Below are 14,040 nucleotides of genomic sequence, written 5' to 3' on the forward strand. Positions count from 1 at the left end.
GCTTTTGCCAGTCTGTCTGATTGTTTTTTGGCATCCTCAAGTTTTTCCCGGTAGGTATTGGCTTTTTTAACCTCATTCAGGATACTGTAAACAAATCCCAGGGAGCCCACAACACCTAAAAATACCAAAACAGCTAAAATGACAGAAACCCTATAAGTAAGGCCATAGGCAGATTGGTTTTGAATCTTGTATTCAATAAACAGATCGCGTTGCATATTGGAAATAAGCATTTCAATCTGGGAAAAAACCTCTTTATTCTTATTCAAAAGTCTAGATTCCAACTGCACAAAATTATCCTGCCGCATTTGTTCATCACGATACATTCTTTCCACAAAATTACGCAGAATTAACAATGCCGATTCGGTAGATTCAGATTTTGCGGCAGAATCCAAATTCCGCAATTCTTCGATATCCTTGACAATTTCAATTAACCCTTCATCAAGGTCCTCTTTCTTGAAATCCCAAAGTATATTTTCTTCATCAGTTTCAATTGAATCGCCTGATTGCGTTGGGGTAGAAATCTCTGCCAAAAAATCTCTGTCCCTTATTTTTCCCAAAAACTGCATTTCACTTAATTCCTGCTGGCGTTGGATCCTTCTTTCAATGTTTATTAGTGCTTCCGCGCTGAAATTCCGGTTTGTAAGGTTATACCTCAATTCTTCCAATCCTGCATATACAATCATTAATTCACTGATATTCAAACTTATTCTTTCAAAACTTTCCAGCTCAATAGCATCTTTGGAAAATTCCTTTAACCAGGCAAGCCTGTTTTTTACCCGATATAAAGTTTGCTCAAAAATAGAATCTTTATCCGATGTTCTTTCTGTTTTGGACATATCCAAAAGATATACATCAGCCATAAGTCCATTGATCTGACGGAGCTTTTCGTTGGGTTCCGAAAGACTTTCCACAGTGTCAAGTAAATTCCGGATACTGAAATAGGTCACAGCACTGACACCAATCACCAAAAAAACCGCAAGGAAAAATCCAAGTACAACTTTACTCCCTACCTGATATTTAGATTTTGATCTGTCCAAACTCTTTTTATCAGATTCAGACAATAACCATTCCGTATTTATCTATTGAGTCATTACTCAATTTAAATATAAATCAGATTGAATTTTAGACAGTCCTGAACTCCAAAAACGGCATCCACTCTTCAGCATGTCTTTCCGCATATTCTGCCAAAAAAAATGACAATGTCGGTCTGAAAGGTTCTGATTTTAAAAGCATCCCTGCCTGGTCAGGTGTTTTGTTTCCTTTCAGTACATTGCATCGATGGCAGGCAGTGATTAGATTGGTCCAATTGGTTTTTCCTCCCTTTGATCTGGGAATAATATGGTCTATGGTCAAATGCTTTTGCGAACCGCAATACTGGCATGCATTGCTGTCTCTCCTGAAAAGATTTGCCCTGTTGAGGAGAACTCCTTTATAGGGTATGTTTTTAAATTGGTTGAGACGGATGACTGCCGGATACCTGAATTCTCTTGAAATTGTCCTCACGACGAGAGTATCATAAAAACTCAAACAGCTTACTTTATCCAAAAAAGTCAAAACGAGCGCTTTTTGCACGGTGACAACGGCTACTGGGCTATGGTCTAGATTTAATACCAAAACACGTTTCTCCATAATTTATTTTTTTTCTCTTTGAACGGAAAAACCAGCCTTGTAAAGAGATTGTTTCAGAAGTTTATCCGGTTCATCTCCCTTTTTAGGTCTTTTTCCTTTATATCTTGTCTTTTGTCGTGAAGTTTTTTTCCCCTCGCAAGCGCTATCTCCAATTTTGCCAAACCTTTGTCATTGACAAATATCCTGACAGGTATGATGGATAGACCCTTTTCAGAAAATTTGGTTTCCAATTTATCGAGTTCTTTTTTGTTTAGCAAGAGCTTTCTTTCTCTTACCGAATCATGATTGTAATTTGCGGCCATTGAGTAGGGGGCAATGTGCATTTGTTTGATATACAGTTCACCCCTCCTGAAGTAGCAATAGGCCTCTGTCAGGGAGACCTTGGCTTCCCTAACTGATTTGATTTCAGTTCCTGTCAGCATCAATCCCGCCACATAAGTATCTACAAACTCAAATTCATGGCTTGCCTTTTTATTCCTGATATTGATGATCTTATCAAATTTATTTTTTTTCACTGTCATGATTTATTTAACGCTTTTGAACTGCCCAATGAAAACTGCCATTTCTATATCGTCCGTGCCTACGGCACTTTAAGATCACTTTCTTCCTTTTGATCCCGGCAATAAATTACCGGGCTATAATTTCGGTCATGCCTACGGCATTTTGACCTCTCAATTCAAAACAAAATCCCAAACTGCAAACTGAAAACTGCCTACTGTACTGAACACTGGCCACTGCGTACTGCAAACTGACCACTGCTTACTGAAAACTAAAGCTTCATCCTCGCCTCAGGCACAACTTCCAGATCACTGAATTCTCCATTTAGAAATTTATAATGGGCTGCCATCGCTATCATTGCTGCATTATCGGTACAATATTCAAATTTTGGAATATAAATGTTCCAACCTGATTTTTGGGCCACGTCATGCAGTTCATTCCTTAAACCGGAATTGGCAGAAACCCCACCCGCTATAGCAATTTCTTTTATCTGAAATTCTCCGGCAGCTATTTTCAGCTTTTGCATCAACATTTTTATCAATGTAAATTGTATAGAAGCACAGATATCAGCCAGATTTTCTTCAATAAAAGATGGGGTTTCTTTGACCTTATCTCTTAGAAAGTATAATATTGCAGTTTTAATTCCACTAAAGGAAAAATTCAATCCCGGCATATCAGAAACCGGAAACCGGAAAGCTTCAGGATTGCCTTCCTTGGCGTATCGGTCAATCCATGGTCCTCCTGGATATGGCAATCCCAATAACTTTGCTGTTTTGTCAAATGCCTCACCTACTGCATCATCGGTGGTCTCCCCTATCACTTCCATTGTCAGAAAATCCTTTACCAATACCAGTTGTGTATGCCCGCCACTTACCGTCAGGCAGATAAAAGGGAATTTCGGTTTTGGCTCATCAATAAAATGTGAGAGAATATGCGCCTGCATGTGGTTCACCTCTATCAAAGGCAGTCCTAAAGCATATGCAAAAGACTTGGCAAATGAAACACCGACCAATAAAGAGCCCAGCAAGCCAGGTCCTTTGGTAAAAGCAATGGCTGACAGTTGGGTTTTATCAATTCCCGAAGATTGAATGGCTTCATGGATGACGGGAATCAGATGTTGCTGATGGGCACGCGAGGCAAGTTCAGGAACTACCCCCCCATATTTTTCGTGTACAGATTGCGTGGCGATGATATTATTAAGTATTTTGCCATCAGAAATTACCGCTGCCGACGTTTCATCACAGGACGACTCAATGGCCAGAATATTAATCTTCATTTCACTTATTCCTTGGAAAACAAACCGAAAGTTACGGAAAAAATACTGAAAGCCTTAAGGGTCATCTTCAGGTTGGTTCTTTTCCTTACCCTTTTCATATTGCTGATAGCGGCTTCACTGCAAATTCCATATATACAGACCCAGGTCACCAATAGGCTAACAAACTATATCAGCAAAAATACGGGCTTTGATACCAGCATTTCGAAAGTAAGGATCAGATGGTGGGATGCTATCAGCCTCACTGATGTGGTGATTTACGATCACCATGACAGCCTGATGATAGATTTGGAAGAAGTTTATATTGATTTTTCCATTGCGGGACTTTTTGACAGTGAAAACGCTTCTTTGGACCAGATCAAAATGGAAACCGGAAATGTGCGCCTACTTTTCCATAAAGAAGAAAGCTACCTCAATATTGCAGAATTTTTCAGTAGAATAAATAACCTGCTTCCTGCAAGTAAAGATCCTGATAAAAAATCAGGTAAATTCTCCATCTCCAATATCTATTTCAAAGACACATCACTGGATATCATTAATTATAATTCAGAACCGGTGCTTGAGGGCTTTGATTACAACAATCTCCTATTCCGAGACCTTGTGGCTGATGCAGATGACTTTTATACCGATGGCCCTACCATCGGCATGAAGGTCAATTATTTGAGGGGTGTCGAGTCCACCTCAGGACTTGTATTTCAACAACTGAAAACAGACTTCACCTACTCCTCCACTTTTATGGAGTTCGACAACCTGTTTTTACGGTCCAACAAGACCGAAATCAAGGATTACCTCAGGTTCAGTTATGACTCGATAGGGTCATTGTCCAATTTCAATGAGGAAGTCCGCCTCCTGGCCAAGTTGGATGAATCTGTTTTGGATATTCAGGATCTTAGGTATTTCACGGATCAGATTCCGAATTATGAAGACAGGATATTTCTTAGCGGTGAGATTGAAGGTACAGTTAAGGATCTTTCCTCGGAAGAATTATTGATCAGATTCGGGCAACGGAGTGCATTGTTTGGGAAGTTTCAGATTGATGGATTACCGGATATAGACAATACTTTTTTTCAATTGTCCTTGGTGAATTCTGTGCTGAACAGTAATGACCTTGCACCATATATCAGTGAAGATGCCAAACGGGACCTGAACAAATTCAGGGACATACGGTTTGATACTGATTTTTCGGGATACCTGCATTTCTTCACTGCCAATGGTAATTTCAGGACCGGCATAGGGAATATTATCGGAAGATTGAATTTCAGGTCAGACGAGGGACAGCCAACATTCAATGGCAGATTGGAAACCCAAAACCTGGATTTAGGAATTCTTTTGGATGATCGGGAAAAATTCCAAAAAGTCACTATGACAGGAAGGGTCAAGGGCACCGGGCTTAACTTGGAGACATTGCTTCTCGAGGTAGATGCAGATATCAAAAGTGCGGGCATAAAAGGCTACAATTATGCAAATATCAAAACGGATGCGACTTACGGAAAGGATCTGTTCAGGGGAAATATCGTAGTCAATGACCCCAACCTAAAGGGTGAAGCCCAGGGGGTTCTTGATCTCAGGGATGGCAAGGATTCCATAAGGCTGAATGTCAAATTGGATACTGCTTTTTTAAAAGAGCTTGAATTATTGGAGAGTGATACTTTCATAAGTGGAAATGTCGACATGGACACTAGAGGCATTACTTTGGATGATGTCGAGGGAATAGCAAGGTTCAGTGATGTGAAACTGAGTTATGAAGGCAGGAACCTTTATGTGGACAATTTCTATTTCCAATCTTTATTTACTGATCAATCAAGGGTAATATCTTTTAATTCTGATTTGTTGGTAGCAGGAATTTCGGGGAATTTCAAGGTACAGCAATTGCTCACGGATGTACATAATCTCGGCAAGGAATATTTTTCTATTTTGACCAATTCGGAAGAAAAAGTATTTCTCCGGACTTATGAAAGTCCCGAACCTTATAGTATTGACATCAACCTTAATTTCATTGACATCAATCCCATCATCAATTTACTGGAGCCAAGAGCGACCATTTCTAAAAACACCTTGATGGAGGGAGCCTTTTATCAAACTCCTGACAATGCCGTACTCAATTTCTTTTCGAGTATTGATACCATATATTTTGATGGTAATCTACTTTATAATACCAACCTTGACTTCAACACTTCCAAACTCAACAACAGCAACGAAGTATTGGCATCTTTTTATATTTTCTCCAAAAAGCAGCAACTGAATTCCGGTCTGACTTTCAACAACCTGGGCATGGAGGCCATTTGGGATGAATCCAATATAGACTTCAGCTATTCACAGGATCAGTTGGCTACAGGCAGTTATGTCAGGATCAAAAATGAAATCACAATATACCCTGACCACACCACAGTCATTTTTGAACCATCCGAACTGAAAATCCTCGATAAAAGCTGGAGTTTTGATCCGGACAATAGCATCTTCATTGCTAATAATTCTTTCCTTTTTGACAATATTAAGCTCTTCAACAATGAACAGTTCATTTCCCTGAGCGGAACCATTGGTCCTGACCCTAAAGATGTACTTGGGCTTGAAATAAAAGATGTAAATCTGGATTTTTTCAATACTCTGAGTGTAAAAGAATTTGAAGGAACGGCAAACGGAAATTTCGGATTGACAGGATTCTACGAGATATTTGGAATCAATGGCCAATTGAATATTGAGGACCTTTATATCAACAGGTTTCTCATAGGGAATGTTGAAGCGGCGACTTATTTTTCCGAAAAACTGGCCAACCTTGAACTGACGAATACCAGAGAAGGAAAGGATGTCATTACCATCAATGGTTCCTTAGGAAGTGATGATGAACAGTTGGAATTAAAGGCGAAATTGAATGAGGCTAACCTTTCAATTCTTGAACCCTTCCTTTCGGACTATCTTACCAATATGGGCGGGACAGTCACGGGAGATTTTGACATTGTGGGCACATTGAATTTTCCGGTAATATCGGGCAGTGGAAAGATCAACGAGGGCAGGCTTCTGGTCAACTACCTCAACACCAACTATACCATTGATGGCAACTTGGTATTCAGTCCCAATGAGATCAGTTTTAGGGAACTGAATATCCTTGACACCAATGGCAACAGGGCCAGGATGAGGGGAGGAGTATCACATGATTATTTTTCGGATTTTATCCTGGACATCAGTTCCAATCTTGAAAACTTTCAGGTACTCAATACCGGAGTCCGGGACAATGATATTTTCTATGGAACTGCCTTTGTCACCGGCACACTCAATATTTTCGGAGCTGCCAATAACCTGGACATCACAGCGCGGGCGACTTCACAGCCGAATACGAGGGTCTTTATTCCCTTGGGAGCTACCAGTGTGCAGGCCCAGGAAGATTATATCACAATTATCAATGTCCGTGACACTGTGAGAATGGTGGAATCTCAGGAAACAGTGGAGAAGCTTGCCATTCAGAATGTCCGGATGAATTTTATTTTGGATATTACCCCGGATGCATATACCGAAATCCAGATTGACCCCAGGACCGGAGAGAATATCCAAGGCAGGGGTAAAGGGGTATTGACTTTGAAAATAGATACCCAGGGCAACTTTTCCATGGAGGGAAACTATGAAATCACTGAGGCCAAATACAACTTTTCCCTTTATAATGTGATCAGGAGAGAATTTATTGTTCAGCCTGGAGGAAGGATTTCTTGGTTTGGCGATCCATTTGAAGGGGTGATGGATATCAGGGCTTATTATCAGGAAAGTGTATCATTACAAAACCTGCAAAACCTACAGAATACGACAATTGAAGATCCACAGATGAGAAGAAGGTGGCCGCTAAAGGTCAATATGGATTTGAAAGGAAGTCTTCTTTCCCCTGATATTACATTCAATTTTGATTTTGGGGAGTTTCCAACTGAAGGTAATGTTCAGACTTATATTTCTGCATTCCAAAATAGGATTGCCAATGATGAGCAGGAAAAAAACCGCCAGGTTTTCTCGGTCATCATGATGCGTTCTCTTTCTCCTGAAGGACAGTTCAGCGGAGTGAGCAACATTGCCACTTCCAACCTCAGTCAGCTCTTATCCTCCCAACTGAACAGTTTTATTGCACAGGTGGACCAAAACCTGGAGGTGGATATCGACTTGGCAAATCTGGATCAAAACGCCCTTGAAACCTTCCAGTTACGGGTAGCTTATACATTTCTGGATGGCAGATTGAGGGTTACCAGGGATGGTGGTTTTACGGATCTTCAGGGAAATGCCGATCTGAACAGTATTGCCGGTGACTGGCAGGCAGAATACCTGCTGACCGAGGATGGCCGATACCGTATGCGGATTTACAATAGAAACAATTTCAACACCTTTACTTCCCTTTCTCTGGCCAGAAATGTCGCAACATATGGTGTATCCGTATCTCAAAATCTGGCATTCAATTCATTCGGGGAATTATGGGAAAGGATCAAAAGCAAAGACCGGGAAAAACTTAGAATAAATGACACAGATGACTTTTTGAGATATGAATTTGAGGAAGGTTTAAATTGGAAACCGATACCCTTGAATGACCTGGATAGAAGATCCAGTCCTTTGGATTTTCAAATGGATCCTCCCAATAAAAATCTCAGAAAAGAGGATGATAATTGAAACAATTCCATTGTTTTGGTAATTTAAAGAAAATGAAAAAAGTTAGCATATTTTGGTTTAGGCGTGATTTAAGACTGGAGGATAACACGGGGCTGTATTATGCCTATACCCAAGAAAAAAATATATTGCCCCTCTTTATTTTTGATCAAAATATACTCGATAAACTGGAAGATAAACAAGATCCAAGGGTGGGATTTATACATTCCCATGTCTGTAAATTGAGTGAAGATCTGAAAGTCTATGAAAGCAGTATCCTTGTAAAGTATGGGAAACCCCTCAAAATCTGGGAAGAACTTCTGGAAGAATATGAAATTGAAAATGTCTATACTAACCGGGACTATGAGCCTTATGCCGAAGAAAGGGATGATGCAGTCAAAAAACTGTTAAAATCAAAGGGGATCCAATTTCTGGATTTTAAGGACCAAGTGATTTTTGAAAAAGAGGAGATCGTAAACGGCTCAGGTGAATTTTACAAAGTGTTTACTCCCTACAGCAAAGTCTGGCTGGAAAAATTCCATAAATCAAAAATTGAATTGCTGGGTTTGGATGAACGCAAAAAGAATTTTCTCAAAACAGAACCTTTACCCATTCCAAGTCTGAAAGATATGGGATTTGAAAAATCAGATATTGAAATTCCTCCATTGGAAATCGACAAACCCCTGATCAGTAAATATGACAAGACCAGGAATTTCCCGGCTCAAAATGGTACCAGTAGATTGGGGATACATTTGAGGTTTGGAACACTAAGTATTCGAAAACTGGCCCTGGAAGCTGATGAATTGAATACAACATACCTTAATGAACTGATCTGGAGGGAATTTTACATGATGATTTTGTACCACAACCCAGATGTGGTGGACAAGGCCTTCAAATCCAAATATGATCGGATACCTTGGAGAAATAATGAGGAGGAATTTGAAAAATGGTGTGAAGGCAAGACAGGATACCCGATCGTGGATGCTGGAATGCGGCAAATGAATCAATCCGGATACATGCACAACAGGGTAAGAATGATCGTGGCAAGTTTTTTGACTAAACATCTTTTGATTGATTGGCGATGGGGAGAAGCGTACTTTGCAAAGAAATTGCTCGACTTCGAACTTTCCTCCAATAATGGAGGATGGCAGTGGGCGGCTGGAACCGGCACTGATGCACAGCCTTATTTCAGGGTTTTCAATCCTGAATCCCAGACCGAGAAGTTCGATAAAGAATTGAAATACATCAAAAAATGGGTTCCGGAATACGGGACTGAAAAATACCCCAAACCAATGGTTGACCATAAATTTGCCAGGGAACGGGCGATAGAGACTTATAAAAACGCATTGAACACATGAACATAGGAGATAGGGTAAGGTTGCTGCATGGCAACGAAGAGGGAGTGATAACCAAAATATCAGCAGGTGGAAGAGTGGAGGTGGAAATAGAGGACGGTTTTAGGATTCCTGCAATGAAAAATGAAATTGCGATAATTTCAGCAGTGGAAAGACAATATTTTGGAGGGGAAAAAGCTGCTGTTGTGGATAAAATTGACAGCAAACTGACTCCAAAAAGTGCCAGGGAAGAGGGATTGTTTTTGGCTTATCTTCCTATCAATGACAAAGACCACAGCATTTATCTATGTAATAATTCCGGGAGAGAATACATGGTCATGGCCTCAGAAGTATATGGGGACAACAGTCAGACGATTATTGCAGAAAGAATCGCCACAAGAGCCAGTAAGAAGATCGGAGAAAAATCAATTCAGGACTTTGAAGAATGGCCCACTTTATTGATCCAATTTTTTCCCATCCATCCCCGGATCGAAAAAACGCAGCCTTCCTTTGAACGCCGGCTTAAATTCAAAGCTTCAGCCTTTTTCAAAAGCAAGGGTGTGGTTCCTGTTTTGGATAAATCCGGATATGTTTTCAAAGTTTCGGATCAGGCAAAGGATATTGACATCAAGCAACTCAATCAGGAACTGAATCCACAAGCCAAGGATACAAAGACAACTTTCGAAAGGCCTCCCAAAGAAATCGATCTTCATATCGAACAACTGACCAAAGACCATTCATTGATGAGCAACAGCGAAATGCTGAAACTTCAAATGGATACTTTTGAAAAGAACCTCAACTATGCCATTGCCTCGGGAATGGATGAAATTTCCTTTATCCATGGTATTGGCAATGGCGTCCTGAAAAAAGAAATCCACAAGTATCTGAGTCAATTAGGAAATATTAAGTATTTTCAGGACACACAAAAGAGCCGCTTTGGCTACGGAGCAACTCTAGTCAGAATATCCTAAACATGCAAGGAAAAACCTCCCCGATTTTCAGGCTTTTTCATATTCAATTTGAAGAAGCAAAATCGGCATTCTCTTCATTGGGCAAACAATTCAAAGGAAAAAAAGCCATTGAACTGGAGCAAAAGCTGATTTTTTTGGAGATATATATTGACCTGCTTTCCAGGATCTATTTCAAAGAAAACAATCTCAAGTTCCAACTCTTTTCCCCTTTCAAGGATTTATTCAAAGGTCTGAAAAAAGTAAAACATATCAAGATGGTATTGGATCAGGTAAGGTTACATACTGTGGGCCAAAACATGACTCTCAATACTTATATCAAATCTCTTGAATCTGATAAAAAGAAACTTTATGCAGAAGTATATGACCTAATTGTAAGCACACCTTTTCAGATTTGGGACAAACTGTATGAAGAGGCGCACCACTACAGCAAAGGCCTCAAGCCCTTGATGATCAATACAGCAACCACTCAAATTATCAACGAAGAGCTTGAATTTTTCAACCTTGAACACAAAACCAAAATGGACAGTAAAGCCCTGAAAGACATCTATGAAGGTCTTCGGGTCATTATTGCACTGGAAAATTTAAGGATAGAATCCGGTTTCAATTCGATTTTTGTGGAAGAGATTCATGGACATATGGGCGGGTTGAGACAATCACTTTTGGATTGGTACCAAAACCATCTCTTTGTCCAACATTTATCATTTCATTTGACAGATAAAGAAAATATAGCCAAGAAATACCTTGACCTCCTCTCAAAACTTCAAGTGAATAAAAAATCCCATACTCAAAAAGTAATCGAAAAATGCAGGTTTCTCTTTGACAGAATTTTGGAATGAGGGGGAGATAACCATAAATTTTTCATTAAATTCAATGCCTTGAAATACTGGGAAAGATTCTAACAGCAATTAAAAAAGACTTATTTGATATGTATGTAAAAAGGCATTATAGTTTTTGGATGACCATAAGATGGTCAAGAAAATCAGTCTATTACGGGTTATTTTATTCCACCTTAATCGTTATTTTATATGAACTCACTGATTGGGAGTTCACCCTTCCATGGGAACCTATCAGTGTGATCGGTATTGCAGTTGCTTTCTATCTTGGTTTCAAAAACAACAGTTCCTATGACAGGACATGGGAAGCGAGAAAAATCTGGGGTGCCATTGTCAATGACAGCAGGACATTTACCACCGCCATATTGACGCTGCTGGAGGGCAAAGATGAATTAGGTGATAAGGAACTCAAAAAAACCATCATCTACCGTCACCTGGCCTGGATGCATGCACTTAAGTATCAGTTGAGAGAAAAAAAATCATGGGAACACGATGAAGACCCTGTCAAAATGGATTTTACCCCGACTTTTAAGGACTCTTATCCAAATAAACTGGAACATGAAATCAAAAAATATATCAATGAATCAGAATGGGAGACCCTTAAAGTAAAAAGTAACATTCCCTCTCATATCCTAAAAAAACAAACAGAAATCATTCAGGAACTAAAAACCGAAGGATATATTTCCGATTACAAGCAGGTATGGTTGCATCAGATCATCAGCAGACTTTATGACAACCAAGGCATGTGCGAAAGAATCAAAAACTTTCCTCTGCCCCGACAGTATGCCTCCACGGCCCTATGGATGAATTACGTGTTCTGTGCTCTGATTCCTTTTGGATTATTGAATATTTTTGAAGCCTCCAGGGTTCTGCATGTTTGGCTGACCATTCCTTTTGGAGGATTGATCATCTGGATTTTCTTTCTGATGGACAGGATAGGTGATTATTCAGAAAATCCCTTTGAAGCTGCCTATAATGATGTCCCCATCACCTCAATAGCCCGTAGTATCGAAATCGACCTCAGAGAAATGCTGGAAGATGACAACATTCCCGCTCCCTATCCAGTGGAAAATGGGTTTTTGATGTAGGGGAAGATGTACCAAGTACTATGTACAATGTACAAAGTATTAGGTTAGAAGTATGATGTAGGGAGGTAATAGATTGAAAGTCATTTTCCTGCTTCCCTGACCTTCAGGGAAACCTGTTTTGTCTCATGGTTCCCCGATACTCGGGGCAGGCTTTGCTTCTTGGTTCTATGTACTTTGTTCATTGTACAACTTCATCCCTCATCCCTAACGAGATTGCCACGTCGCACGAAGGACTATTCAAAATATCAAAGTTTCCCAAGTGCTCCTCGCAATTACGCACCACCTTTGTCACGTCCTCCTTCATTCCTCATCCTTCCTCCTTCATCCTTTATATCACTCACTTTTTAAAGTAGAGGCAAGATTCACTTGCGCGGCTTTAAGGGCTTGAAGGGTGACAGTCAAATAAGCAATTGATAGTATGACTCCCGCTGCCAAAGGAATAAACCACCATTCAAAATCAATCCGATAAGCATAACCCGCCAACCAATCCTGCATCAACCAATAAGCCAAACCGGACCCAACCAGGATTGAGACAGACACAACAGCTATGAATTCTTTATTGATCACATTCAGGATAGAGAATGTGGTGGCTCCCAATACTTTTCTGATGCCGATTTCCTTTGTTTTCTGCTCTGCCACATGGGCGGACAATCCCAAAAGTCCCAAACAGGAAATCAATATAGTAAGAATACTGAAGTACTTGGCAAGCTCCCTTATCTTAACATCTTCATTGTACATCCTTGCATAATTTTCATCCATAAAAGTATAATGGAAAGGGAAATCAGGGTTGATTTCTTCAGCAACATTCCTGATAGATGCGATGGTGTTTTGGATATTACCGGTCTCTACTTTGATATAGCAATTATATGCAAATTGTGGGTTAAGTAGGATAATGACCGGTTCCATTGCCTGATGGAAACTCTGAAAATGAAAATCCTCCACAACAGCTGTGATACTTCTGTCAGATCCCCACAGGTTAAATGAAGTCGCTTCAGGATTGTTTTCGGCTATCATTTCATAAGCTCTTCTATTGATAATGGCACCCTGAACAGAATCAGCCCCTTTGTCTCTTGAGAAATCTTCTCCCTTGATCAATTGAAAACCCACCGTTTCCAAAAACCCATAATCTACATGCATAATTTCAAAAAGCGCATTGAAATCAGGGTCCTTTCCTTCCCACTTGATACCTCCGGTATTTGTATTTCTTCCCAATAAAGAATGTGATGACCTGCTGATAGATTTAACATCATCCTTTTGATCAATCAGGTTTTTGAATACTTCAAAATTATCCGCCAACTTCCCTTCCAATGGAACTACCAACAGTTGCTCCTTGTCATAACCAAGGTTTTGGTTGAGGGCATAATTGATCTGTTGATAAACCACCACCGTGGAAACTATCAAGATTGTAGCGAGGATAAACTGAAAGGTGACAAGTCCCTTCCTTGCAAGTACCACTCCTTTGCCTGATTTGGTATGGCTTCTGAAAACAGAAACCACTTTGGTGGCAGAAAGATAAAACGCCGGATAACTTCCTGCGACCAATCCGGTAAACAGCATTACGCCAACCAATTGTAGCCAGAAAATTCCATCTGAGTAAGGAACTGACATGGATTTTCCTGTCAGGGTGTTAAAAATAGGTAAGGTCAATTCTACCAACAGAATAGAAAATGCAGTTGCAAAGAATGTCATCAAAAGGGATTCACTGAGGAATTGATTGACCAATGCTCCTTTTTCTGCGCCTACTACTTTTCTTACACCGACTTCCTTGGCTCTTTTCTGGGATTTGGCAGTTGACAGGTTCAT

General features: G+C 40.1%; 9 protein-coding genes and 1 pseudogene. 5 read left to right on the forward strand and 5 right to left on the reverse strand.

Annotation, left to right across the window (positions count from 1 at the left end):
* The 4 genes and pseudogenes from ACEW8O_RS14740 to tsaD form a co-directional block, all read right to left on the reverse strand.
* Nucleotides 1-1,037, reverse strand: a pseudogene (locus tag ACEW8O_RS14740) (hybrid sensor histidine kinase/response regulator); the annotation flags it as partial.
* Nucleotides 1,038-1,122: 85 nt separating this feature from the next.
* Nucleotides 1,123-1,629, reverse strand: a complete 507-nt coding sequence (locus ACEW8O_RS14745) for an HNH endonuclease (RefSeq protein WP_373495391.1) — start codon at nt 1,627-1,629, stop codon at nt 1,123-1,125.
* A gap of 53 nt (nt 1,630-1,682) precedes the next feature.
* On the reverse strand, nt 1,683-2,150 hold the full coding sequence (smpB, locus tag ACEW8O_RS14750) for an SsrA-binding protein SmpB (RefSeq protein WP_373495392.1): 468 nt from the start codon (nt 2,148-2,150) through the stop codon (nt 1,683-1,685).
* A 248-nt stretch (nt 2,151-2,398) separates the two neighbouring features.
* The gene (tsaD, locus tag ACEW8O_RS14755; RefSeq protein WP_373495393.1) at nt 2,399-3,403 is read right to left on the reverse strand and encodes a tRNA (adenosine(37)-N6)-threonylcarbamoyltransferase complex transferase subunit TsaD; all 1,005 of its coding nucleotides are present in this window, start codon (nt 3,401-3,403) and stop codon (nt 2,399-2,401) included.
* A gap of 12 nt (nt 3,404-3,415) precedes the next feature.
* Here tsaD and ACEW8O_RS14760 point away from each other — a divergent pair, with 12 nt between their 5' ends.
* The 5 genes from ACEW8O_RS14760 (at nt 3,416) to ACEW8O_RS14780 (ending at nt 12,237) form a co-directional block, all read left to right on the forward strand.
* Nucleotides 3,416-8,035, forward strand: a complete 4,620-nt coding sequence (locus tag ACEW8O_RS14760) for a translocation/assembly module TamB domain-containing protein (RefSeq protein ID WP_373495394.1) — start codon at nt 3,416-3,418, stop codon at nt 8,033-8,035.
* Nucleotides 8,036-8,067: 32 nt separating this feature from the next.
* A complete protein-coding gene (locus ACEW8O_RS14765) occupies nt 8,068-9,369 on the forward strand; it encodes a deoxyribodipyrimidine photo-lyase (protein ID WP_373495395.1) in 1,302 nt (433 codons plus the stop codon).
* Complete coding sequence (locus ACEW8O_RS14770) at nt 9,366-10,316, forward strand: Smr/MutS family protein (protein WP_373495396.1); 951 nt, start codon at nt 9,366-9,368, stop codon at nt 10,314-10,316. Before ACEW8O_RS14765 ends, ACEW8O_RS14770 begins: the two co-directional genes overlap by 4 nt.
* Nucleotides 10,317-10,318: 2 nt before the next feature.
* Nucleotides 10,319-11,152, forward strand: coding sequence for a hypothetical protein (locus tag ACEW8O_RS14775; RefSeq protein ID WP_373495397.1), 834 nt, complete (start codon nt 10,319-10,321; stop codon nt 11,150-11,152).
* A gap of 89 nt (nt 11,153-11,241) precedes the next feature.
* Nucleotides 11,242-12,237 (forward strand): bestrophin family protein, encoded by a 996-nt coding sequence (locus tag ACEW8O_RS14780; RefSeq protein ID WP_373495398.1) that lies wholly within the window; start codon nt 11,242-11,244, stop codon nt 12,235-12,237.
* A gap of 333 nt (nt 12,238-12,570) precedes the next feature.
* On the opposite strand, the gene ACEW8O_RS14785 is transcribed toward ACEW8O_RS14780, so the two are convergent.
* On the reverse strand, nt 12,571-14,040 hold a 1,470-nt coding region (locus ACEW8O_RS14785; protein WP_373495399.1), incomplete at its 5' end, for an ABC transporter permease.

This window comes from Aquiflexum sp. (assembly GCF_041749095.1).
Lineage (GTDB): Bacteria > Bacteroidota > Bacteroidia > Cytophagales > Cyclobacteriaceae > Aquiflexum.